A 21,084-nucleotide genomic window follows, 5' to 3' on the forward strand; every position below is an offset into this window, starting at 1 on the left:
TTCATGCTCCTTTTGAGACCGTCTGAAAAGCGGCTTTAGGATAAAACTGTACGGTTTCGACGCCTGGTTTTAGCAGCGGCTCGGTACCGGAAATATCGGGACCGAATGTTTCCATGGCTTCGTCCATATCGCGCACGGGTGGTTCGATCAAGGGTTGTGGTGCGACCGGGCTGAGCTCGGTAATGCCCTGCAGCAATACGGCGTAAGGCGAGCCGCTTTTCTCAAGCTGGCCTCCGATGTGGGCAATGACATGTACGGCATCACCCAAGAGTTTTTGCGCATGCTCGGACGGCACTTGGCTCAAGTATTCCAGCAGTGCGGGCAGATAGTCGGGCAATTCGTCGTCGCCCAACTCGAAGCCGTGGTTGCGGTATTCTTGCAATAAGTCCACCATTGCGCTGCCGCGGTCTCGGTCTTCGCCGTAAACATGCTCGAAAATATAGAGTGCGTGGTTACGGTTGCGGTCGAAAGTGGCGACGTAGTTTTCCTGCAATTCGCGCAGATTGTGATTGCCTAGATAGTCTAAAAAGTTTTTCAGACGACCTTCCTGCGATTGAAGCTCGGGCCATTCTTTCAAGGCAGCCTGAAATTCAGGTAGGGCTTCAATCAGCTCGGCTTCAGGATAGCACAACAGCGCGGAAAACCATTTGTAAACGGGATTCGCGCCCATCAGCGTACTCCTTCTTCACGATTTTTTTCCGCATCTTTGCGCAGGCCGTGGAAAATAATCGGTGTGCCTTTGCGTTTGCCAAACAGGCTTTCTTCGCTGCTGCCGCCAGAGCAGCCGTTGCCGAAGGTAAAGCCGCAGCTGGCTTTGTCGCCGAAACTGTTTTCAACCATTTCTTTGTGTGAAGACGGGATGACGAAGCGGTCTTCATAATTGGCAATAGCCATGATTTGGTACATGTCTTCAACCATTTCGGGCGTAAGGCCGGTACCTTCCAGTGCTTGAGCCGGTGTTTCACCGTGAACCACTTGTCCGCGTTTGAAGCGGCGCATAGCAATCATGCGCTCCAGCGCTTCTTTGATTGGCTCAATTTTGCCGGCGGTGAGCAGGTTGGCCAGATATTTCAGCGGGATACGCATTTCATCTACGCTTGGGATAATACCGTTTTCACCCACCAGGCCGTTTTCGATGGCAGATTGAATCGGAGAGAGCGGCGGGATGTACCAAACCATTGGCAAGGTGCGGTATTCCGGGTGCAGAGGGAATGCCACTTTCCATTCCATTGCCATTTTGTACACGGGTGATTTTTGGGCGGCATCAAGCCAGCTTTGGCTGATACCTTGTTTTAATGCTTCGCGTTGTACTTCGGGGTCATGCGGGTTGAGGAATACGCCCAGTTGCTGTTCGTACAGGTCTTGCGGATTTTCCACTGACGCAGCTTGTTCGATTTTGTCTGCATCGTACAGCAGTACGCCCAAATAGCGGATGCGGCCTACGCAGGTTTCGGAACACACGGTCGGCTGGCCGCCTTCGATACGCGGATAGCAGAATGTACATTTTTCAGCTTTGCCGGAAGTCCAGTTGTAGTAGATTTTTTTGTAGGGGCAGCCGGATACGCACATACGCCAGCCGCGGCATTTGTCTTGGTCGATCAGTACGATGCCGTCGTCTTCGCGTTTGTAGATGCTGCCTGACGGGCAGGATGCCACACAGGTCGGGTTCAAACAATGCTCGCACAGACGAGGCAGGTACATCATGAAGGTTTGCTCGAACGCAGCGTGCATGTCTTTTTGAATACCTTCAAACAGTACGTCTTTTGCACGTTTTTCAAATTCGCCTGCCAAATCGTCTTCCCAGTTCGGACCCCATTCCACTTTGTCCATTTTTTTGCCGGTGAGCACGGAGACAGGACGGGCGGTCGGCGGCGTTTTCATTTTCGGCGCGTTTTGCAGATGCTCGTAATCGTAGGTGAACGGCTCGTAGTAGTCGTCGATTTGCGGCATGTTTGGGTTGGCAAAAATATTCGCCAAAATCTTCAATTTGCCGCCTTGCTTAGGTACCAGTTTGCCGTTGGGTTTGCGCACCCAGCCGCCATTCCATTTGTTTTGGTCTTCCCAGTTTTTCGGAAAGCCGATGCCCGGCTTGGTTTCGACGTTGTTAAACCACGCATATTCTACGCCGTCACGCGAAGTCCAGACGTTCTTGCAGGTAACGGAGCAGGTGTGGCAGCCGATACATTTGTCTAAGTTCAGAACCATGCCGACTTGTGCTCTGATTTTCATGGTAGTGTTCCTTTCGGTTTGGTTTTCAGATGACCTGTCTAGCAAGCCATTTGAACATAGCCGTTAATTATGGGGTGGTAATGGTAGCTTATTTTAAAAAATTTTGACGCTTAAGAGTTTATAGGAGCGCATACAAGAAAAATATGCATAGAAAGCGTAGCCTGAAACAGCAAAATAAGGGGAAAGGACTAGCTTAAAGATTAAAAGTATATACTACTTTAGTATTATCGAGTAGGGGATGAAAAAAACGTTGCGGCCGGATTACAAAAAATAAGGAAGACGGTGAAAACGGCAGACTTCATAGCCATAAAATGGAAAACACGCGTGTGAATAAGGCAGCCTGCCGTGTGGCGGGTTAATATTTTAAGGTAAGTTTCGTTTGACGGATCGCTTTATCCAGTCAAGAACGGTATCGGTATCTGCGGGCAGTTCCCCACTCACTCCGCCTGAAAAGCTTCGCCAATCAGGCAGGTATTTGCTGTGCAAGGTGGTCAAAACCGGAATGCCTGAGCTGATGGCGGTCAGGTATTCCGACAACAAACCGCGGTTATCGATTTCTGCATGGCCAAATTTGTTAATGACTACCAAATCCGTACCTTCCGCTATGGCTTCGCGAATCACCGAACCCGCCGCCGCCAGTGCGCCGGCGTCTAGTTTGCAGCCGCTGGAATGGTTGCCGAGATTTTGGAAGATGGAAAAGCGCCGATTGTCTGCGACGGAAGCCAGCTCCGAATTGCTGTGCTTACCTTCGTTGTCTATCGGGTTTAATAGTCCGGCCACGCGCCATCCGTCTTGTTGCAATCGGCGTACGGCCTGCCATAATGCAGTTATCGCAGCATCGCCTTCATCAGCATATACTACGGCAGCGATGGCATATTCTGATTGTTGTTCTATCTGATTGGACATAAATTTGCTTTCAAGTGTATTGGAGTTTTGGGCAAAATCTTGCAATGTTGTCGCAAATGTTAAAACGTTTGGATCTCTTGGAACTATTGTCCTTAGGTGTTAGTCGGAAAATTGCAGGGACAGTATAGCCGTCATTAGAGATAAAATGGCCGGCTCATTAAACAAAAGGTCGTCTGAAACCCGCGATACAGGCTTTCAGACGACCTTTCTTATTGCTTAAGAACGTTGAAACAGATTATTTGGCTGCTTCAGGTTGGCTGGCAGCTGCCGCTTTATCGCCTTCTTTGGCGAAGTATTTGGCGTGGATTTTGTCGTATTCGCCGCTGTCGCGTACTTTTTTCAGCGCTTCGTTCAGCATTTTGACGGTCGCTTCGTCGCCTTTGCGTGCGGCTATGCCGTAGTTTTCAATCGTGAAATCAGGCAGGGTGATAAAGTCCATGCTTTTGGTCGGGTTGTTTTTCACATAGTTGGCGATGACCGCGCTGTCGCTGACTACGGCATCGACGCCGCCGTTTTCCAGCTCTTTGATGACCAAAGGAACGCTCTCGAAGCGGGCGATTTTAGGATTGTCGTTGCCCAAGAGTTTGGAAACGGAGAAGTCGCCGGTTTGTCCGGTAACGACGCCGACTTTCGCCATGTTTTTGAGGTCGTCTGAAGAGGCGACTTTTTTACCTTTGGGAACGAGGACGACTTGGGTGATTTCAAAATAAGGGTCGGTGAAATCCATGGACTGCTTGCGCTCGTCGGTAATGGTTACGCCGGAGATGACGATATCCGTATCGCCGTTTTTGAGCGTGGGGAAGAGGCTGTCCCAAGGCTGGTGTTTGAATTCGACTTTGAATCCGCCGGCTTTAGCCATCGCGTTCATCAAATCGACGTCGAAACCTTCAACGTTGCCGGCGGAATCCAATGATTCGAAAGGGGCGAATTCGGCGTTGGCGGCGACGCGGTACACTTTGTCGGCTTTAGGGGCTGACGAGGAAGCGTCTTTGCTTTGGCCGCCGCAGGCGGAGAGTGCCAGCGCGGAGCAGGCGAGGGCGGCTGCAATCCATTTTTTCATGTTCATGGGGAGGTTCCTTCTTTACGGATATTAATAAATAAACGGATAGTTTAACACGGTTTGGTAAAATCGCTACGCGTCAGTGGTCTTTTTCGCGGAAAAAAGCGTAGGTTACGTCATGGAAGAGGTCGGTATGCGGGCTGTCTTCGTAATTCAATTCGGCGAGTGCGTCTTCAAAGGCAAGCTGGATGGACTCGACGGCTTCGTTTGCCATGTCGGACGGCAGCGAACGGATCAGGCCTTTGAGGGCGGTGGCGAGGACGTGGTTCTGCATACGCAAAACGTCGTTGGCTTCTTCCAAATATTCGAGGCGTTGTTCGATGCTGCTCATGATGTGTTCCTGGGAATCTGTTAAAATACCGCATTATAGCAAATCACGGCATTCGCTATGCGCGTGAAATGAAATGACACAACGGAAGAACGAAAGCTAAAAATGGATACGAATCGTCCCGATACGCCACAACAAACGGATGAAAGCCTGGATTGGGAAAGCCGCTTGGAAAAGCTGCGGCAAACCCGCCAATTGAACGCACCTTACACACACGCGCCTTTGGTGCGCGAATCCCAAGAGCCTGCCTTCGAGCAGAAGCCCAAAACCAAGTCGGTCAAGCTCGACGATGCCAACCGCGATGCCGTGTTGACGGAATATCTGCGCAAATGGCAGGAGGAACACAACGCCATGCTGGAGGAAGAAGCCGCTGAAACGGCGGAGACCGATGCGATGGTGATTTTGCAGGAAAACTGGCTGAACGCGCAGTCTTCGCTGCAAATGAGCGCGTCCGACAGGCAAATCGAGTCCACGCGCACGGTTTGGCTGAACCCGAAACGTAAAACAGTCGAATTTGACGCGCCGGCAAAAGCAGAGGCAACGTCGTCTGAAAACGAAAATCCGCAGGCGCAAGAGCAGGTTTCAGACGACCCCAAAGAAGAAACGCCGCCGATTACCGTCCATATCAACGTGTTGAACCCGCAGGTCATCAACCGCAGGGAAGTGTTCTGCATTTCCGAGCAAGACCTGAGCGAGCGTTTGATCAAACGCCTGCGCCCGCACGTCGCCGACGCCGTCAACGGCATGATACGCACCGCCGTGCAGAAACAAATGGCGCTGTTTACCTACCAGCTCCAACAAACCCTCAGCGAACAGGCGCCCGATTTGGTAGAACAGCTTTTGGATTACAACGTGAAAAAAATCCTGAACGACATCAAATACGAAATGAAATACAGTCAGGGAAACAAAAAAGCGTGATCACGCCGCCGCTTCAGGTATCGGACTGAAAATGCTGATTTTTCCGCCGGTTTTGTATATAATAGCGGCTCGCGTTATCGTGATTTAACTCCTTTCAAATAATTTATGCCCGATGAACCGTCGGGCATTTTTTTGGGCGTGGATTTTATGAACAAAAACAAATGGATTTGGATACTGATTGTTGCCGCCGTGGTAGTCGGTTATCAAAAAATGCAGCAGGGGCGGCAAGGTCAGGCAGCGGATGCCGTACCAACCCAAACGCAGCCCCAAACCCAGGCGGAAAAACGCCAATCCGAGCAGCCTCAGTCTGAGCAGTCTGAATCCAAAAAATCGCAACCGAAGCAGCCGAAATCCGACCGCCAAGCAGGGCAGGGCAGTGCGGAACAAATATTGCAGCAAGCCTTTGAAAACCAACAGAGCGATATTCAGGTGAAAGGTGCGGGTGCGGTTCTTAAAACGCTGCCCGACGACAACCAAGGCACGCGCCATCAGCGTTTTATCTTGAAACTGTCCAGCGGGCAAACGCTTTTAGTGGCGCACAACATCGACCTCGCCGACAAAATCAAAGGTTTGAAAAAAGGCGATAAAGTCGGCTTCTACGGCGAATACGAATGGTCGGAACAGGGCGGTGTTCTCCATTGGACGCACCACGACCCCTCAGGCCGCCATACCGACGGCTGGCTGGAACACGATGGACGTGTTTATCAATAAAAGCTTGGAACGATTGCAAAAGGTCGTCTGAAAAACGTTTTCAGACGACCTTTTGCCATTCGCCGCCAAACTTGAAAGACGGCGCAAATAAGCGCAAAATGTTAACAAGTTAACCTATGGCTTCTCTTATTTATAGTGGATTAACTAAATCAGGACAAAGCGACGAAGCCGCAGACAGTACAGATAGTACGGAACCGATTCACTTGGTGCTTCAGCACCTTAGAGAATCGTTCTCTTTGAGCTAAGGCGAGGCAACGCCGTCCTGGTTTAAAGTTAATCCACTATAAGACATCAAACAAACCTGCTGAACAAGATTGGAAAACAAATGAGTAAAAAACTCCACCCACAGACGCTCGCCATACGCGGCGGCAAAGAGCAAACCGAATACCGCGAACACAATCAGGCATTGTTCCTCACCAGCAGCTTCATGTGGGATAACGCCCAACACGCCGCCGATTTGTTTTCCAAAAAAATCAAAGGGTTCACTTATACCCGCACTGCCAATCCGACCACAGCCGCTTTTGAAAAACGCATCGCCGCCTTAGAAGGCGCGGAACGCGCGGTCGCCACTTCGACCGGTATGTCCGCGATTCAGGCGGCGTTTTTCACCTTCCTGCAGGCGGGCGATCATGTGATTTCCAGCCGCAGCCTGTTCGGCACGACCGTCGGCTTTATCAACAACATCGTCACCAAATTCGGCATCGAAGTGAGCCATGTGTCGCCGACCGATGTGGACGAATGGAAAGCCGCCGTCAAAGCCAACACCAAACTGCTGTTTTTGGAAACCCCGTCCAACCCCTTGGGCGAAGTGGCCGACTTGGAAGCCTTGGCAGAATTGGCGCACAGCATCGGCGCGCTTTTGGTGGTGGACAACAGCCTGCTGTCGCCTGTCGGCTCGCAGCCTTTGAAACACGGCGCGGATATTTCCGTTTCCTCCGCAACCAAAGCCATCGACGGACACGGACGCGTGATGGGCGGCGTGTTGGCGGGTTCGGAAGAACTGATGACGCAGGTCGCCGTTTACTGCAACTCTTGCGGGCTGGCGATGTCGCCGTTTAACGCATGGCAGTTGTTGAGCGGCGTGGAAACCCTGTCGCTGCGTATGGAAAAACAGTTCGATAATGCCCTGAAAATCGCCCAATGGCTGCAAGCGCAGCCGCAGGTTCAAGCCGTTTACTACACCGGATTGCCCGACCATCCGCAGGCGGAGCTTATCCGCAAACAGCAAAACGGCGGCGGCATCGTCATCGGCTTTGAAGTCGCCGACACTGACGCCGCGTGGAAAGTCGTGGACGGCGTCGAACTCTTCTCCCGTACCGCCAACCTCGGTGACGTGCGCTCGACCATTACCCACCCGTGGACAACCACACACGGCAGAATGCAGCCCGAAGAAAAACTCGCCGCCAATATCCGCCCCGGACTGGTGCGCCTGTCTGTCGGCTTGGAATACGTCGATGATTTGATTGACGATTTGAAACAGGCGTTGGCGCGTTAAGCCAAACGCCCGACGGACGGCATTTGCTGAACCATTACATTTCAGACGACCTCTTGGCGTTTCAAAGGTCGTCTGAAAACATTAAAATACACACAACATCAAATAAGGAAATCGATTATGAGTGAAGCGGAATTTTCCGATTGGGCGATGAAAATCTGTCTGACCGGACTGGTTATTTTCTTGGGCTTTATCGTCTGGAACTTGGGCAAAGAATCCAAGGCGGGCAAATTCGGCATCGCGATTTTGTTCCTGGTATTGGGCTTGGGTGTGTTCGGCTTTATTTTCAAAGAAGTGCTGATTAAATTCATCGCCCTGCCTTGAGGCGGCAAACTAAGAAGAATAAGGGAAAGGTCGTCTGAAAACCTTGAATCTGGGTTTTCAGACGACCTTTCGTTTGCAAAACCCGTTAACGGATGTCCATAGGCGCGAAGGATTTGACGGTTTCGTCCACGGCTTTGACGCGGGTCAGGAAGTCTTCCAGTTGGGCAAGCGGCAGGGCGCTGGGGCCGTCGCATTTGGCTTGGTCGGGGTTGGGGTGTGATTCGAGGAAGAGGCCTGCGAGGCGGGTTGCCATGCCTGCGAGCGCCAAATCCAGCACTTGCGCGCGCCGTCCGCCGGATGCGGCCGCACCGGATTCGCGGGTTTGCAGGGAGTGGGTGACGTCGAAGATGACGGGCAGGCCGCCGCAGGTTTGCTTCATGACGCCGAAGCCGAGCATATCGACGACGAGGTTGTCGTAGCCGAAATTGGCACCGCGTTCGCACAGTATGATTTGTCCGTTGCCTGCTTCTTGGAATTTTTCAACGATGTTTTTCATCTGCGAGGGGCTGAGGAACTGGGGTTTTTTGATGTTGATGACGTTGCCGGTTTTTGCCATGGCGACGACGAGGTCGGTTTGGCGGGCGAGGAAGGCGGGCAGTTGGATGACGTCGCAGACTTCGGCGACGGGGGCGCATTGGTAGGGTTCGTGGACGTCGGTGATGACGGGCACGTCAAACTCGCGTTTGACGGCTTGGAAGATTTTCATGCCTTCGTCCAAGCCGACGCCGCGGAAGGAGTGGATGGAGGAGCGGTTGGCTTTGTCGAAGGAGGCTTTGAAGACGTAGGGGATGCCGAGTTTGTCGGTCACTTTGACGTATTGTTCGCAGGCTTTGAGGGTGGAATCGAGGTCTTCCAGGACGTTGATGCCGCCGAACAGGGTAAAGGGGAGGTCGTTGCCGACGGTGAGGTTGTTGATGCGGATGTTCATGATGATGGGGCTTTCTCGAAGGTCGTCTGAAAATGGCTGAAAGGTCGTCTGAAAGCGGATTTTGCGGTTTCAGACGACCTTTGTGTTTTATAGGACAGTGTGCGGCGGCTCGTAGGAAAGGATGTCGCGGATTTTGTTTTGTTCGTCCACAAGGACGACTTTGGGTTCGTGCGCGGCGATTTCGGGTTCGGACAGCATGACGTAGGACATGATGATGACGATGTCGCCTTTTTGGACGAGCCGTGCGGCGGCACCGTTGAGGCAGACGACGCCGCTGCCGCGTTCGCCGGGGATGGTGTAGGTTTCGAAGCGTTCGCCGTTGTTGTTGTTGACGATGGCGACTTTTTCGTTAACGAGGATGCCTGCGGCGTCGAGCAGGTCTTGGTCTACGGTGATGCTGCCGACGTAGTTGAGATCGGCTTCGGTAACGGTGGCGCGGTGTATCTTGCCGCCGAGCATGGTGCGGAACATGGGTTTCCTTTTGGTTTGGGATTGCGATGCAGACGTAAGGCCGTCTGAAAATCAAAAGCCGTCATTATAGTGGACTTCCCTGTAAATTCATAATGATGCTTGAGCGTTTTTCAGACGGCGCGGCTGTTTTATCAACCTAAACTCTGCTTCAGCCAGCGCAAATAGGGGGCGTATCCGCGCGATACGTTTTGCATCAGGATTTGCGGGCATTCGTAGCTGTGGTTGGCGATGATGGTTTTTTGGATTTCGCGGTAGCAGTGGCGCGAGGTTTTGATGGTGATGCGGATTTCGTCGTCGCGGCAGATTTCGCCGTTCCAAAGGTATTGGCTGGTGATGGCTTCGTATTGCACGCAGGCGGCAAGTTGCTTTTCCAGCAACAGGCTGCCGATTTTTTCAGCTTCTTCGCGGGTCGGGGCGGTGGTGGTAACGATGACGGGTTTGAATGCGGACATTTCAGACGACCTATTGGTTTTTAAACTCGATGGTTCCTTTATATTTCACCCAGTATCCGGCGGCTTTGTATTTGTCTTTTTTGGCGGTTGCGACGGCTGTTTCGTCGAGTCCTTCATAACCGCTGGATTCGAGGATGCTGACTTCTACGGCTTTTCCTTCTGGGGAAACCAAGATGGACAGTTTGACGGGTTTGATCGGTTGCGCAGTATTTTTGGATGCGGGGGCGTATTCTGCCGGATTGACGGTTTGCGCGGCTGCGGGTAGGACGAAGGCAAGCAGCAGGGCGGGGATGATGGCGCGGATGGACATAAATTTCTCTTATGTTTGTTGGGAAACATTACAAATGATGAAAACAATCCCTAAAATTAACGAAAGGAAGAAAGCAACAGTTTGAAGAAAAACGAAAATCCCTTGATTATGCGCTAGTTTCATTAACACTACATCGTAGTTTTTATTCTTTTCTAAACTTCGTAAAATAAGCCATTTTCCTAATTTGGGGAATAACTCTGTGAAATCTCCAATAATTTTATTAAAATCTAAATCAGTATAGATTTTAATATTTGACTGTGTTGCGTATTGCTGTACAGATTCCTCCTTGGCAGAATAATCTTGAAAAATCGGATTTAATTTTTCTTTTAAATATTGGGCAATGTAAATTTGGCTTTTTATTATTGTCATCAGATACTTACTAATTAATCCACATATAATAGAGACTATGAGGCAAACATTGCACCAAAAGAAACCTCTTAATTGCATATATCCAATAATTTTATCGGCATTTAAGATTTCGAAAGAAAGAGTAACTCCTGATACGGTAAGTAACCATAGATTAAAACTCTCAAAATGTTCATAAGCTGCTTTAGCAGTTCCCTCAACCATAACCGCTAAAACTTGTGTTTTTGCCATGTCTTGATTTATTTGATTCAGTTCATGTAGAGCATTATTTTGCTCATCGTTGTTTTCCATTTTCAGACGACCCTTTGTTTTCGTGGGCGAAGCCCACGCTACGATATTGCACCCGTTTGGCGGCGGATGCGGTGTTGCTTATTTGAAGTTCAATATCGGCCAACCTTTTGCTTTGGCTTCTTGCTCCAGTTCGGCATCGGGGTTGACGGCGACGGGTTCGTTGACGAGGCGCAGCAGCGGCAGGTCGTTTTTGGAATCGCTGTAAAAATAGGTTTTGCCATAGCTTTCGAGCGTTTCGCCGCGTTCGGCGAGCCATTGGTTCAGGCGGGTGATTTTGCCTTCTTTGAGGCTGGGCGTGCCGATGTAGTTGCCGGTGTAGCGGCCGTCGGCACCGGTTTCGAGTTGGGTGCCGATGATGTTGGTGATGCCGAAAAGGTGGCAGATGGGGGTGATGATGAACTCGTTGGTCGAGGAGATGACGAGGGTTTCGTCGCCGGACATTTGGTGGCTCTGCACCAGCATACGCTGCATGTGCGAGATGTGCGGCATGATGAACTCCGCCATAAATTCGCGGTGAAATTCCGCCAGCTCTTCTTTGCTGTAACGGGCGAGCGGGGCGAGGTGGAATTTAAGGAAGGCGTCGATGTCGAGGCAGCCGTTTTGGTAGTCGCGGTAGAATTTTTCGTTTTGCGCTTCGGTTTCGGCAGCGTCAACCAGTCCTTTTTTGATGAGGTATTGCGGCCATGAGTGGTCGGAATCGGTGTTGATGAGGGTGTTGTCGAGGTCGAAGATGGCGAGGTTTTTCATTGGGTTTCCTGTTGTTTCAAAAGCTGGCGAAGAAGCGGCAGGGTGATGCGTTTGCCCATGGTAACGGCGTAGTTGTCCAGCGTGTCGAGCATCTGCATCAGGCTGTCCATGTCGCGCTGCCAGTGGTTGAGCAGGTATTCGAAGATTTCGGGATCTATGGTGACTTGGCGTGCTGCCGCCATGCTGACGAGCACGTCGATTTTTTCTCGGTCGGTCAGGGGTTTGACTTCGTAAACGAGGCAGTACGCCATGCGGGTGCGCAAGTCTTCGCGGATGACGAGCTGTTGGGGCGTGTGTTCGGAGCTTAACAGCAGAAAGCCTTTGCCGCTGTTGCGAAAACGGTTGAATACGGCAAACAGGAGGGCTTGTTCTTCGTTGCCCAGTTTTTCGATTTGGTCGATGGCGAGGTATTCGGCTTCAAAGGCGGCTTCGGTCAGGGGCGTGGCGGCAGCGTCGATATAGACGGCTTTTTTCCCCGCGTCGAGCGCTTGGGCGACCCACGCGCGAAGCAGGTGGCTTTTGCCCGCGCCTTCTTCACCCCAGACGTAGATAAACGGGTCGTGTTTATGCTGTAACACATAGACCAGTTCGGCATTTTCCGTTCCGAGGAATTTGTCGAAACCGGGATAGCCGCGTTCGGCGAAGTCGAAAATAAGCTGGTTCACAAAGGCATACCGGATGGGTTGGAATCGGGTTTATTGTACGTTGTTTTGTCAGCGCGTATCAAGGCGCGGGGTCGTCTGAAAAAGGGGCGCGCGGCATGGGTTTCATATACAATGGCAGACATTTGGCGACGCGTCTGTTTTCAGACGACCCCTGTCTTTTTCATTTCAGGAAGATTTCGTGATTTCGACCCTTATTGATTTTATCCTCCACATCGACCAGCATTTGGTCGAGATTTCCGCGCAATACGGCGTATGGATTTACGCGGTGTTGTTTTTGATTATTTTCTGCGAAACCGGCTTGGTGGTTACGCCGTTTCTACCGGGCGATTCGCTGCTGTTTGCCGCGGGCGGGATTGCCGCGGTCGGCAGCATGAATATTTATGTCATGATTGCGCTGCTTTTGGCTGCCGCGATTTTGGGCGATGCCGCCAATTTCATGATCGGCAAGTTTTTCGGGCGCAAACTCTTTGCCAACCCCGATTCCAAAATCTTCCGCCAGTCGTATCTGGAGAAAACCCATGCTTTCTACGAAAAACACGGCGGCAAAACCATCATCATCGCCCGCTTCGTCCCGATTGTGCGGACGTTCGCCCCGTTTGTCGCAGGCATGGGCAGCATGCACTACGGCACTTTCATCCGCTACAACATCATCGGCGCGGTATTGTGGGTCTTGTCGTTTTCCTATGCCGGTTATTTCTTCGCCAATATTCCGGTTGTCAAAAACAATCTGGCTTTAGTGATGGTCGCGATTATCGTGATTTCCATCCTGCCGGGCGTGGTCGAAGTCATCCGCGCGAGAAGGGCGGCGAAGAAATAAAAATTATTTGAACCATAAGAGAAGGTCGTCTGAAAACCAAATACGTTTTTCAGACGACCTTTTCTTGCTAACCGATTTATTCGGCTTGTTCTTTCAACACGGCTTCAATCAATTCCTGCGCGCCGTCGTCCGCCAGCTTTTTGGCGACCGCGCGTCCGAGCGCGTCGGCGTAGGCGGCGGGGGCTTGCGCGTCTGCCTGCAAGATTACCGAGCCGTCGGGATGTCCGACCAGCCCGCGCAGGGTAAGCAGGCCGTCTTCTTCGGTACAATACGCGGCAAGCGGCACTTGGCAGCTTCCGCCCAAAGCGCGGGCGAGGGCGCGTTCGGCGGTTACGCAGGCGTTTGTGATGTCGTGGTTTAAGGGTTTCAAGACGTCGAGAAGGTCGGTGCGGTGTGCGGCGATTTCGATACCCAACGCGCCTTGTCCGGCAGCGGGCAGGCTGTCGGCTTCGGAGAGAATCAGGCGGATGCGTTCGTCCAGTTCCAAACGCTGCAATCCGGCGGCGGCGAGGATGATGGCATCGTATTCGCCGTTGTCGAGTTTGGACAGGCGGGTTTGCACGTTGCCGCGCAGGGGTTTGATGACTAAGTGCGGATAGCGGGCGCGCAACTGGGCTTCGCGGCGCAGGCTGGATGTGCCGACGACGGCGCCTTTGGGCATTTCTTCCAAACGCGCGTATTGGTTGGATACGAACGCGTCAAACGGATTGGCGCGCTCGCCGATGGCGGCAAGGGCGAAGTCTTCGGGCAAATCCATCGGCACGTCTTTAATCGAATGTACTGCCAAATCGGCGCGACCGTCCTGTAAGGCTTGTTCCAACTCTTTGATAAACAGGCCTTTGCCGCCGATTTTCGACAGGGTTTTGTCCAAAATCTGGTCGCCGCGCGTGGTCATGCCCAAGATTTCGACTTCGCAGTCGGGATACAGGGTTTTCAGACGACCTTGGATATGTTTTGCCTGCCACATGGCAAGCAGGCTTTCGCGGCTGGCGATAACGAGTTTTTTCGGGTTCATTTGCAGTTTCTGATTTTCTAATTCATGAGGCGGGAAGTTCGACAGTCTAACACAAACTTTCTACGCTAACCGCCTGGCTGTACTTGCCCAAAGGACCGAATCCGTTGCCTTGGTTTTGTTCTTTGGTCAGCACTTTTCCCTGAATGCAGACATTGTTCAGGGTAACGTTATATGAGCCGGAACTCAGGCGGTTTTTTTCTACTTGGTCCATCAGGCTTTCGCCTCCGTTGATGAAATAGGTTTTACCATTGGCGGTAAATTCCGCCTGTTCGAGCGAATAATGGACTGTCCCTGTCATTTTGACCGTATCGCCGCTGTTTTTTTCGACCGGAGTTTCCGTCGGTTTGGCAGCAGACGTTTCGATTTTGTTTTGCGGGGAGCAGGCTGTCAGGGCAATCAGTATGGGGAAAAGAAATTTGTTCATTTGCAATTACCGTGGTTGATAAAGGTATTCCGCTGCGAAGCTGTCGGAGAAGCCGTTGCACTATATCTGTTGCAACGAAATAAACTATAATGTGTACCGGCATTGAAATGCCGATTTCGACAGACCGCAAGAAACGGAATATAGGGTCTGTCGGCATGATGTTAGTTCATACTGCCGTAAAATAAAACTTATTCTCTAAAAACATTTTAACCCCAACAGCCTTACAGCATGAAACGCGCCAAAAAATATCCCTTCTTATCGTTGCAGCGGCAACGTTTCTGCCTGAATTTTGAAAACGCCTCAACCGCTGCCAATCTTCCGAGCGAACGCGATTTCTACCGCTGGGCATGGGCGGCGTTGAAAAACGAATACCGCCGCGCCGACATCAGCCTGATTCTTCTGGACGAAGAAGAAGCCCGCGCCTACAACCGCAATTACCGCGGCAAAGACTACGCCACCAATGTGTTGAGTTTTGCCTTGAACGAAGGCGAAATCCTGCCCGATCAGTTTTCAGACGAGCTTTGCGGCGATTTGATCATCTGCCCGCAAGTTGTATTGAAAGAAGCTGCCGAGCAGGGCAAAACCGCCGAGCAGCACTTTGCCCACCTGACCATGCACGGCACATTGCACCTGATGGGCTACGACCACATAGAAGAGGCCGAGGCCGAAGAAATGGAGGCGCTCGAAATCCGCCTGATGCAGGCGGCAGGTTATCCCAACCCCTACCAAGAGGACGAATACTGAAATGGACGACACCCGGTCGAAACCGACATTTTTCGAACGTTTGATTTCCCGACTTGCCGGCGAACCCGATTCCGCCGAAGACGTACTCAGCCTGCTGCGGCAGGCGCACGAGCAGGAAGTGTTTGACGCGGATACACTTTTGCGGCTGGAAAAAGTCCTCGACTTTGCCGATTTGGAAGTGCGCGATGCCATGATTACCCGCAGCCACATGAACGTTTTGAAAGAAAACGACAGCATCGAGCGCATCACTGCCTACGTCATCGAAACCGCCCATTCCCGTTTCCCCGTCATCGGCGAAGACAAAGACGAAGTCCTCGGCATCCTGCACGCCAAAGACCTGCTCAAATACATGTTTAATCCCGAGCAGTTCAACCTCAAATCCATCCTTCGTCCCGCCGTTTTCGTACCAGAAGGCAAATCGCTGAACGCGCTTTTGAAAGAATTCCGCGAGCAGCGCAACCACATGGCAATCGTTATCGACGAATACGGCGGCACGTCGGGTTTGGTAACTTTTGAAGACATTATCGAACAAATCGTCGGCGACATCGAAGACGAGTTTGACGAAGACGAAAGCGCGGACAATATCCACGCCGTTTCCACCGAGCGTTGGCGTATCAACGCCGTAACCGAAATCGAAGACATCAACGCCTTTTTCGGTACGGATTACAGCAGCGAAGAAGCCGACAGCATCGGCGGACTGGTTATTCAGGAATTGGGACACCTGCCCGTGCGCGGAGAAAAAGTCATGATCGGCGGTTTGCAGTTCACTGTCGCCCGCGCCGACAACCGCCGGTTGCATACGTTGATGGCGACTAAGGTGAAATAAACGGGATTTGTCTGATATAGTGGATTAAAATTGCAATGATACGGCGTTGCCAACGCCCTTATGTACTACCTGTACACGGCGGGCGTTGCCGTCTTGTCTCATTTTTATTTTAATCCACTATAATTAAAGAAAAAGGTCGTCTGAAAACCGATATACAAGGTTTTCAGACGACCTTTGCCGTATCTTGAAGCCAATCTTATTTCTGATTGTCTTCGATGATTTTTTTGAGGTGCGGCATGGGGCTGTATCCGCTTTGGCTGCGGCCGTTCGGGAAGACGAGGGTAGGTGTGCCGTTGAAGCCGAATTGTTCGCCCAAAGAAGTGGTTTCGGCAACGGGATTTTCGCAATTGGCTTTGCCGCTCGGGAATTGGCCTTTGCGCATCCAGTCGGTCCAGGCTTGGGTCGGGTTAGGCTGACACCACAGGATTTCGGCTTTACGCGCAGCATCGGGGTGCAGGCTCGGAATCGGCATCATGAAGTTGTAGATCGTGATGTCGGTCATTTTTTCAAACTCGTGTTCCAAGCGTTTGCAGTATGGGCAGTCGGGGTCGGAGAAGACGGCGACTTTCAGCTTGCCGTTGCCGCGCACTTCTTTAATCGCTTTGTCAAAAGGCAGGGAGGCGAAGTCGATTTTGTTCAAATCGGCGGCGCGTTCGTCGGTCAGGCTTTTGCGCGTGTTGACGTCGATGAGGTCGCCGACGAACATATAGTCGCCTTTGGCATCGGTGTAAATGATTTGTTTGCCACTGACGACGACTTCATAAATGCCTTGAATAGGGGTTTCGCTGACGCTGATGACTTTCAGGCCTTGGGATTCGTAAATTTTTTCGAGGCGGGCTTTCAAGGCTTCGCCGACTTTGCCTTGTACGGGGGCGGCGGGCTTGGCGGCTGAAGAGGGCGCTGCATTTGCCTGTGAAACGGGCGTTTGCCCGCACGCGGTCAGTGAGATCAGAGCGATGGGGGCTAAGATTTTGATTAATTTGGTTTTCATTTTTAAGTATAGGCGTGTGTCAAGAAAACCGCATTGTATCAAACCTCTGTCATGCCTGCATTGTATTGAGGCTCAATTTATCGTCTGAAAATAGCTTTCGGCTGTTAAAATACGCAAAAAAATGATTTGCCTGCCTGTATGATCTACCACCGCATCGCCGTAAACGTGCCGCTTTCAGACGGCCTTTTGACTTATTCCCATTCCGAGCCGCTGCCGCAGGGAACGCGGGTGCTTGTGCCTTTCCGCAACAAGACCGTGGTCGGGATTGTGTGGGAAACGGATATTGCGCCCGATATGGATGCGGCGCGGATTTTGGGCGTTCAGACGACCTTTTTGGACGAGCCGCCGCTGCCTGAAAACTGGCGTGATTTGCTCTCGTTTACGTCGCGTTATTACCACTATCCGACGGGGCAGGCGGTGTTTGCCGCGCTGCCGCAGGGTTTGAAGGAAACGCGCGCGGTGGAAATGCCGCAGCCGCCGTTGTTTTATGCGTTGAACGAAGCGGGCAGGGCGCAAACGCCGCCGCCGGCGCGATTCAACAAAAAAGCGGCTTTGTGGGACGCGCTGCTGTCGGGCGGGATGACGATGGCGGCGTTGAAGCAGGTGAACGCGCAGGCGGCGAAATTAATTGAGGATTGGGCGGAGCAGGGCTGGATTGAAACGACGGAAGCGGCAAAGCCTGTATTGAGGTCGTCTGAATTTCAGCTCAACGCCGACCAGCAACGAGCTTCCGATGAAATTCAGACGACCTTCGGCAGTTTTCAACCGTTTCTGCTGTACGGCATCACCGGCAGCGGCAAGACTGAAGTGTATTTCGATGCGATGGCGAAAGTGTTGGCGCAGGGGCGGCAGGTGTTGTTTCTGTTGCCGGAAATCAACCTCACGCCGCAGCTTTTGAAACGGGTGGAAAACCGTTTTGCCGACGTACCGACTGCCGTGTTGCACAGCCAGATGGCGGCAGGCAAGCGCACGCAGGATTATCTGCGCGCGATGTTGGGACAGGCGAAGTTGGTGATTGGCACGCGGCTGGCAGTGTTCACGCCTTTGCCTGATGTCGGGCTGATTGTGGTCGATGAGGAACACGACGGCTCGTTCAAACAGGACAACGAATTGCGCTATCACGCCCGCGATTTGGCGGTGTGGCGGGCGAAGCAGAGCGGCTGCCCCGTCGTGTTGGGCAGCGCCACACCCAGCCTGGAGAGCTGGCACAAGGCGCAAAGCGGCGCGTACCGTCTGCTGCAACTGACCGAACGCGCCCATACCGCCGCGCAACTGCCGCAAGTGGATATTCTCAACGTAGGCCGTCTGAAACTCGACAACGGCTTCTCGCCGCAAGCCTTGCAGCTTTTGAAACAGAACTTTGAAGCAGGCGGCATGTCGCTGGTGTACCTCAACCGTCGCGGTTTCGCGCCCGCGCTGTTTTGCGGCGACTGCGGCCATACCTTCGGCTGCCCGAACTGCTCCGCCAAAATGGTGCTGCACCAACGCGCCCGCCAACTGCGCTGTCACCACTGCGACCACCGCGAACCCATCCCGTTCAAATGCCCCGACTGCGGCAACCAAGACCTGACCGCCGTCGGCCACGGCACGCAGCGCGTCGAAGAAACCCTGCGCGCCTTCCTGCCCAAGGCCGCCGTCGTCCGCGTCGACAGGGACAGCACCGCGCACAAAAACGACTGGGCGGATTTGTACCGCCGTATCGCCGACAACGAAATCGACATTCTGGTCGGCACGCAGATGCTCGCCAAAGGCCATGATTTCGCGCGGCTCAACCTCGTTATCGTATTGAACGCCGACGGCAGCCTGTACAGTGCGGACTTTCGCGCGCCGGAAAGGCTGTTCGCCGAGCTGATGCAAGTGTCCGGCAGGGCGGGGCGCGCCGACAAACCCGGCAAGGTGCTGATACAGACCCAACTGCCTGAACATCCCGTCTTCGCCGCCGTCAAAGCGCAGGACTACGCCGTGTTTGCCGAAAACGAATTGAACGAGCGGCAAATGTTCGCCATGCCGCCCTTCGGTTTTCAGACCGCCGTCCGCGCCGACGCGCCGTGCGTTGCCGATGCGATGGAATTTCTCAACGCCGCCAAAGAAACCCTCGCCCCGCTTTTGCCTGAAAGCGTCTCCCAGTTCGGCGCAGCCCCCATGCTGATGGTGCGCCTCGCCGAACGCGAACGCGCGCAAATCTTCCTCGAATCGACATCCCGACAGGATTTGCACCGCGCCGTGAGTTTGTGGGTGCAGGTGTTGCAGCAGAACCGCGACGGCAAAATCAGATGGTCGGTGGATGTGGATGCGCAGGAAGCGTAAGCGGAATAGGGAAGGGGTCGTCTGAAAAAGCGGAAGAGGCATTTTCAGACGACCTTTTCGCAGTATCGAACATTAATCTTTAGAAACGCTGATGGTGTGTTTGACGTGTTTTAAATTCGCCACGATGGTAAACGTCATCATCACCAGCAAAGCCCACGAACTCCATTTGCTGATGTGTACCGATGCCCATGCGCCGATTTGGTTGGGATAACGCCAAACGCCGAACAAAGTCCCTAAGTTTTCCGCTAGCCAAATGAAAAAACCGATTAGGACGAAAGACAGCAGGAGCGGCATTTTTCGGGTAGTGTCATAGGGCGTGTATAAAACCGTTGTCCGCGCATACAGCCCGAGTGCGAATGCGGCGAGATACCAGCGGTAGTCGCCGAGATAGTGATGAGTGAAAAAATTGACGTAAATTGCCAGCGCGCACAATGTGCTCAACCAATACGGCGGATGGCTTTTGATTCTGATATTAAAGAGCCGCCAAGCCTGAATGATGTAGCTGCCGACCGCCGCATACATAAAGCCTGCAAACAGCGGCACGCCGCCGATTTTGGTGTATGCCTCGTCCGGATAGCTCCAAGACTGGATGTCGCCCGATGTTTTGAACCACTCCAAAGCAAAGCCCACCAAGTGAAAAAGCGTAATCGATTTCACTTCGTCCCACGTTTCCAGCTTGAAATACAGCATCGCAACCTGCACGGAGACTGCAAAAATCAGCAGCAGGTCATAGCGTGAAACCCCCAGCCAGCCTGTTTTCGGAATCAGGAACATGGCAATGAAAAACAGACCTGCAAACAAACAGGCGCGCGCTTCTTTCAGTCCGAAAAACCAGAATTCGACCGCAAAACGCCGCCAGCCGTGCAAATCATCCCGTTTCGGGTGTTCCATCAGCCAAGTATCCAGTTTGCCCAACATATTTTCAGACGACCTTCATTTTTAAAAGGGATGGAATATAACGTAAGAATAGGGATCCGGGAATATTAAGTGGCCGTCTGAAAAAGCGGTTGGCATTTTCAGACGACCTTTTGCGTTATAATCGGGCAAACGATAAAGACACACACAAATCCTACCCGTACCCCCATGAACAAACAGATCCGCCAAGAAATTTTCGAGCGTTTCCGCGCTGCCAATCCCCATCCGACCACCGAGCTTCATTTCAATTCACCCTTCGAGCTTTTGATCGCCGTTTTGCTGTCGGCGCAGGCGACCGACGTAGGCGTGAATAAGGCGACGGCAAAGCTGTTTCCGGTTGCCAATACGCCGCAGGCGATGTTGGATTTGGGTTTGGACGGCGTAATGGAATACACGAAAACCATCGGGCTTTATAAAACCAAGTCCAAACACATCATGCAGACCTGCCGCATCCTGCTGGAAAAATACAACGGCGAAGTGCCGGAAGACCGCGAGGCTTTGGAATCGTTGCCAGGCGTGGGTCGCAAGACGGCAAACGTGGTGTTGAATACGGCGTTCGGCCATCCCGTCATGGCGGTCGATACGCACATCTTCAGGGTGTCCAACCGTACCAAAATCGCGCCGGGCAAGGATGTGCGCGAGGTGGAAGACAAGCTGATGCGCTTTGTGCCGAAAGAGTTTTTGATGGATGCGCATCATTGGCTGATTCTGCACGGACGCTACACCTGCAAGGCGCAGAAGCCGCAATGCGGGAAGTGCATCATTAATGATTTGTGCGAGTATGGCGCGAAGTTGATGTAAACATTGATAAATTGTAAACAATCAACAAAACAACCTTTCTATCAGG

General features: G+C 52.4%; 26 protein-coding genes. 9 read left to right on the forward strand and 17 right to left on the reverse strand.

Translation table 11 applies throughout. From position 1 onward, the window contains the following. Nucleotide 1: 1 nt before the first annotated feature. From narJ to MON37_RS01805, 5 genes are all read right to left on the reverse strand, one after another. Nucleotides 2–670: a nitrate reductase molybdenum cofactor assembly chaperone gene (narJ, locus tag MON37_RS01785; protein ID WP_039406784.1), complete on the reverse strand. Its 669-nt coding sequence runs from the start codon at nucleotides 668–670 to the stop codon at nucleotides 2–4. After that, on the reverse strand, nucleotides 670–2,229 hold the full coding sequence (narH, locus tag MON37_RS01790) for a nitrate reductase subunit beta (RefSeq protein WP_039406781.1): 1,560 nt from the start codon (nucleotides 2,227–2,229) through the stop codon (nucleotides 670–672). The genes narJ and narH overlap by 1 nt, the downstream gene beginning before the upstream one ends. A 363-nt stretch (nucleotides 2,230–2,592) precedes the next feature. After that, entirely contained in the window at nucleotides 2,593–3,135 is a 543-nt protein-coding gene (locus MON37_RS01795; protein ID WP_039406778.1) for a DUF2478 domain-containing protein, read from the reverse strand. Between the two features lie 235 nt (nucleotides 3,136–3,370). Then, nucleotides 3,371–4,201 (reverse strand): basic amino acid ABC transporter substrate-binding protein, encoded by an 831-nt coding sequence (locus tag MON37_RS01800; RefSeq protein ID WP_039406775.1) that lies wholly within the window; start codon nucleotides 4,199–4,201, stop codon nucleotides 3,371–3,373. A 73-nt stretch (nucleotides 4,202–4,274) separates the two neighbouring features. Next, nucleotides 4,275–4,526 carry an NGO1151 family protein gene (locus tag MON37_RS01805; protein ID WP_003768589.1) on the reverse strand — a complete coding sequence of 84 codons (252 nt, stop codon included), beginning with the start codon at nucleotides 4,524–4,526 and terminating at the stop codon, nucleotides 4,275–4,277. 102 nt (nucleotides 4,527–4,628) lie between these two features. Between MON37_RS01805 and MON37_RS01810 the strand changes: the two genes are divergently transcribed. The 4 genes from MON37_RS01810 to MON37_RS01825 all read left to right on the forward strand — a co-directional run bounded on the left by MON37_RS01810 (nucleotide 4,629) and on the right by MON37_RS01825 (nucleotide 7,968). Further along, the gene (locus MON37_RS01810) at nucleotides 4,629–5,441 is read left to right on the forward strand and encodes a hypothetical protein (RefSeq protein ID WP_039406772.1); all 813 of its coding nucleotides are present in this window, start codon (nucleotides 4,629–4,631) and stop codon (nucleotides 5,439–5,441) included. Nucleotides 5,442–5,546: 105 nt separating this feature from the next. Further along, nucleotides 5,547–6,152, forward strand: coding sequence for a DUF3465 domain-containing protein (locus MON37_RS01815; RefSeq protein ID WP_039406769.1), 606 nt, complete (start codon nucleotides 5,547–5,549; stop codon nucleotides 6,150–6,152). Nucleotides 6,153–6,477: 325 nt separating this feature from the next. After that, nucleotides 6,478–7,647, forward strand: a complete 1,170-nt coding sequence (metZ, locus tag MON37_RS01820; RefSeq protein ID WP_039406766.1) for an O-succinylhomoserine sulfhydrylase — start codon at nucleotides 6,478–6,480, stop codon at nucleotides 7,645–7,647. 117 nt (nucleotides 7,648–7,764) lie between these two features. Continuing rightward, nucleotides 7,765–7,968 (forward strand): DUF2788 domain-containing protein, encoded by a 204-nt coding sequence (locus tag MON37_RS01825; protein ID WP_003768561.1) that lies wholly within the window; start codon nucleotides 7,765–7,767, stop codon nucleotides 7,966–7,968. An 85-nt stretch (nucleotides 7,969–8,053) separates the two neighbouring features. On the opposite strand, the gene kdsA is transcribed toward MON37_RS01825, so the two are convergent. The 8 genes from kdsA to MON37_RS12285 form a co-directional block, all read right to left on the reverse strand. Beyond that, a complete protein-coding gene (gene kdsA / locus MON37_RS01830) occupies nucleotides 8,054–8,896 on the reverse strand; it encodes a 3-deoxy-8-phosphooctulonate synthase (protein ID WP_003767526.1) in 843 nt (280 codons plus the stop codon). An 87-nt stretch (nucleotides 8,897–8,983) separates the two neighbouring features. Further along, nucleotides 8,984–9,367, reverse strand: coding sequence for an aspartate 1-decarboxylase (panD, locus tag MON37_RS01835; RefSeq protein WP_039406761.1), 384 nt, complete (start codon nucleotides 9,365–9,367; stop codon nucleotides 8,984–8,986). Nucleotides 9,368–9,498: 131 nt separating this feature from the next. Beyond that, complete coding sequence (cutA, locus tag MON37_RS01840) at nucleotides 9,499–9,819, reverse strand: divalent-cation tolerance protein CutA (protein WP_003778975.1); 321 nt, start codon at nucleotides 9,817–9,819, stop codon at nucleotides 9,499–9,501. A 10-nt stretch (nucleotides 9,820–9,829) separates the two neighbouring features. After that, nucleotides 9,830–10,129: a TonB family protein gene (locus MON37_RS01845; protein WP_039406757.1), complete on the reverse strand. Its 300-nt coding sequence runs from the start codon at nucleotides 10,127–10,129 to the stop codon at nucleotides 9,830–9,832. 9 nt (nucleotides 10,130–10,138) lie between these two features. Continuing rightward, the gene (locus MON37_RS01850; RefSeq protein ID WP_039406752.1) at nucleotides 10,139–10,786 is read right to left on the reverse strand and encodes a hypothetical protein; all 648 of its coding nucleotides are present in this window, start codon (nucleotides 10,784–10,786) and stop codon (nucleotides 10,139–10,141) included. 78 nt (nucleotides 10,787–10,864) lie between these two features. After that, nucleotides 10,865–11,533, reverse strand: a complete 669-nt coding sequence (locus MON37_RS01855) for a histidinol-phosphatase (RefSeq protein WP_039406749.1) — start codon at nucleotides 11,531–11,533, stop codon at nucleotides 10,865–10,867. Then, entirely contained in the window at nucleotides 11,530–12,198 is a 669-nt protein-coding gene (hda, locus tag MON37_RS01860; RefSeq protein ID WP_039406746.1) for a DnaA regulatory inactivator Hda, read from the reverse strand. Before hda ends, MON37_RS01855 begins: the two co-directional genes overlap by 4 nt. Beyond that, nucleotides 12,195–12,320: a hypothetical protein gene (locus MON37_RS12285; protein WP_019269920.1), complete on the reverse strand. Its 126-nt coding sequence runs from the start codon at nucleotides 12,318–12,320 to the stop codon at nucleotides 12,195–12,197. Before MON37_RS12285 ends, hda begins: the two co-directional genes overlap by 4 nt. A 56-nt stretch (nucleotides 12,321–12,376) precedes the next feature. On the opposite strand from MON37_RS12285, the gene MON37_RS01865 reads away from it, so the two are divergent. Continuing rightward, the gene (locus MON37_RS01865; RefSeq protein WP_039406743.1) at nucleotides 12,377–13,015 is read left to right on the forward strand and encodes a DedA family protein; all 639 of its coding nucleotides are present in this window, start codon (nucleotides 12,377–12,379) and stop codon (nucleotides 13,013–13,015) included. Between the two features lie 76 nt (nucleotides 13,016–13,091). Here the strand turns inward: MON37_RS01865 and hemC are convergent, their stop codons facing one another. After that, complete coding sequence (gene hemC, locus MON37_RS01870; protein WP_039406740.1) at nucleotides 13,092–14,030, reverse strand: hydroxymethylbilane synthase; 939 nt, start codon at nucleotides 14,028–14,030, stop codon at nucleotides 13,092–13,094. 46 nt (nucleotides 14,031–14,076) lie between these two features. Further along, nucleotides 14,077–14,454 carry a hypothetical protein gene (locus MON37_RS01875; protein ID WP_039406737.1) on the reverse strand — a complete coding sequence of 126 codons (378 nt, stop codon included), beginning with the start codon at nucleotides 14,452–14,454 and terminating at the stop codon, nucleotides 14,077–14,079. 228 nt (nucleotides 14,455–14,682) lie between these two features. Between MON37_RS01875 and ybeY the strand changes: the two genes are divergently transcribed. Beyond that, nucleotides 14,683–15,198, forward strand: a complete 516-nt coding sequence (gene ybeY, locus MON37_RS01880; RefSeq protein WP_039406734.1) for an rRNA maturation RNase YbeY — start codon at nucleotides 14,683–14,685, stop codon at nucleotides 15,196–15,198. 1 nt (nucleotide 15,199) lies between these two features. Continuing rightward, on the forward strand, nucleotides 15,200–16,024 hold the full coding sequence (locus tag MON37_RS01885; RefSeq protein ID WP_039406731.1) for an HlyC/CorC family transporter: 825 nt from the start codon (nucleotides 15,200–15,202) through the stop codon (nucleotides 16,022–16,024). A gap of 196 nt (nucleotides 16,025–16,220) precedes the next feature. Here the strand turns inward: MON37_RS01885 and MON37_RS01890 are convergent, their stop codons facing one another. Beyond that, nucleotides 16,221–17,015 (reverse strand): DsbC family protein, encoded by a 795-nt coding sequence (locus MON37_RS01890; protein ID WP_039406729.1) that lies wholly within the window; start codon nucleotides 17,013–17,015, stop codon nucleotides 16,221–16,223. A gap of 138 nt (nucleotides 17,016–17,153) precedes the next feature. Between MON37_RS01890 and MON37_RS01895 the strand changes: the two genes are divergently transcribed. Further along, on the forward strand, nucleotides 17,154–19,322 hold the full coding sequence (locus MON37_RS01895) for a primosomal protein N' (protein WP_039406726.1): 2,169 nt from the start codon (nucleotides 17,154–17,156) through the stop codon (nucleotides 19,320–19,322). Between the two features lie 72 nt (nucleotides 19,323–19,394). On the opposite strand, the gene MON37_RS01900 is transcribed toward MON37_RS01895, so the two are convergent. Continuing rightward, complete coding sequence (locus MON37_RS01900; protein WP_039406723.1) at nucleotides 19,395–20,240, reverse strand: DUF817 domain-containing protein; 846 nt, start codon at nucleotides 20,238–20,240, stop codon at nucleotides 19,395–19,397. Nucleotides 20,241–20,405: 165 nt separating this feature from the next. Between MON37_RS01900 and nth the strand changes: the two genes are divergently transcribed. After that, nucleotides 20,406–21,038 carry an endonuclease III gene (gene nth / locus MON37_RS01905; RefSeq protein ID WP_003758214.1) on the forward strand — a complete coding sequence of 211 codons (633 nt, stop codon included), beginning with the start codon at nucleotides 20,406–20,408 and terminating at the stop codon, nucleotides 21,036–21,038. Nucleotides 21,039–21,084 lie beyond the last annotated feature (46 nt).

Origin of the sequence: Morococcus cerebrosus, assembly GCF_022749515.1 — a bacterium.
Classification (GTDB): Bacteria; Pseudomonadota; Gammaproteobacteria; order Burkholderiales; family Neisseriaceae; genus Neisseria; species Neisseria cerebrosa.

Excerpts from the sequence above, each read along its gene's own strand:
- MON37_RS01815 (WP_039406769.1), top strand. The coding sequence starts at position 5,547 with ATGCCCGATGAACCGTCGGGCATTTTTTTGGGCGTGGATTTTATGAAC.
- metZ (WP_039406766.1), top strand. The coding sequence starts at position 6,478 with ATGAGTAAAAAACTCCACCCACAGACGCTCGCCATACGCGGCGGCAAA.
- MON37_RS01895 (WP_039406726.1), top strand. The coding sequence starts at position 17,154 with ATGATCTACCACCGCATCGCCGTAAACGTGCCGCTTTCAGACGGCCTT.
- MON37_RS01845 (WP_039406757.1), bottom strand. The coding sequence starts at position 10,129 with ATGTCCATCCGCGCCATCATCCCCGCCCTGCTGCTTGCCTTCGTCCTA.
- MON37_RS01795 (WP_039406778.1), bottom strand. The coding sequence starts at position 3,135 with ATGTCCAATCAGATAGAACAACAATCAGAATATGCCATCGCTGCCGTA.
- MON37_RS01900 (WP_039406723.1), bottom strand. The coding sequence starts at position 20,240 with ATGTTGGGCAAACTGGATACTTGGCTGATGGAACACCCGAAACGGGAT.
- MON37_RS01875 (WP_039406737.1), bottom strand. The coding sequence starts at position 14,454 with ATGAACAAATTTCTTTTCCCCATACTGATTGCCCTGACAGCCTGCTCC.
- narH (WP_039406781.1), bottom strand. The coding sequence starts at position 2,229 with ATGAAAATCAGAGCACAAGTCGGCATGGTTCTGAACTTAGACAAATGT.
- MON37_RS12285 (WP_019269920.1), bottom strand. The coding sequence starts at position 12,320 with ATGTCTGCCATTGTATATGAAACCCATGCCGCGCGCCCCTTTTTCAGA.
- MON37_RS01855 (WP_039406749.1), bottom strand. The coding sequence starts at position 11,533 with ATGAAAAACCTCGCCATCTTCGACCTCGACAACACCCTCATCAACACC.
- MON37_RS01850 (WP_039406752.1), bottom strand. The coding sequence starts at position 10,786 with ATGGAAAACAACGATGAGCAAAATAATGCTCTACATGAACTGAATCAA.
- cutA (WP_003778975.1), bottom strand. The coding sequence starts at position 9,819 with ATGTCCGCATTCAAACCCGTCATCGTTACCACCACCGCCCCGACCCGC.
- panD (WP_039406761.1), bottom strand. The coding sequence starts at position 9,367 with ATGTTCCGCACCATGCTCGGCGGCAAGATACACCGCGCCACCGTTACC.
- narJ (WP_039406784.1), bottom strand. The coding sequence starts at position 670 with ATGGGCGCGAATCCCGTTTACAAATGGTTTTCCGCGCTGTTGTGCTAT.
- hemC (WP_039406740.1), bottom strand. The coding sequence starts at position 14,030 with ATGAACCCGAAAAAACTCGTTATCGCCAGCCGCGAAAGCCTGCTTGCC.
- MON37_RS01885 (WP_039406731.1), top strand. The coding sequence starts at position 15,200 with ATGGACGACACCCGGTCGAAACCGACATTTTTCGAACGTTTGATTTCC.
- MON37_RS01800 (WP_039406775.1), bottom strand. The coding sequence starts at position 4,201 with ATGAACATGAAAAAATGGATTGCAGCCGCCCTCGCCTGCTCCGCGCTG.
- MON37_RS01890 (WP_039406729.1), bottom strand. The coding sequence starts at position 17,015 with ATGAAAACCAAATTAATCAAAATCTTAGCCCCCATCGCTCTGATCTCA.
- ybeY (WP_039406734.1), top strand. The coding sequence starts at position 14,683 with ATGAAACGCGCCAAAAAATATCCCTTCTTATCGTTGCAGCGGCAACGT.
- MON37_RS01810 (WP_039406772.1), top strand. The coding sequence starts at position 4,629 with ATGGATACGAATCGTCCCGATACGCCACAACAAACGGATGAAAGCCTG.
- MON37_RS01805 (WP_003768589.1), bottom strand. The coding sequence starts at position 4,526 with ATGAGCAGCATCGAACAACGCCTCGAATATTTGGAAGAAGCCAACGAC.
- kdsA (WP_003767526.1), bottom strand. The coding sequence starts at position 8,896 with ATGAACATCCGCATCAACAACCTCACCGTCGGCAACGACCTCCCCTTT.
- nth (WP_003758214.1), top strand. The coding sequence starts at position 20,406 with ATGAACAAACAGATCCGCCAAGAAATTTTCGAGCGTTTCCGCGCTGCC.
- MON37_RS01825 (WP_003768561.1), top strand. The coding sequence starts at position 7,765 with ATGAGTGAAGCGGAATTTTCCGATTGGGCGATGAAAATCTGTCTGACC.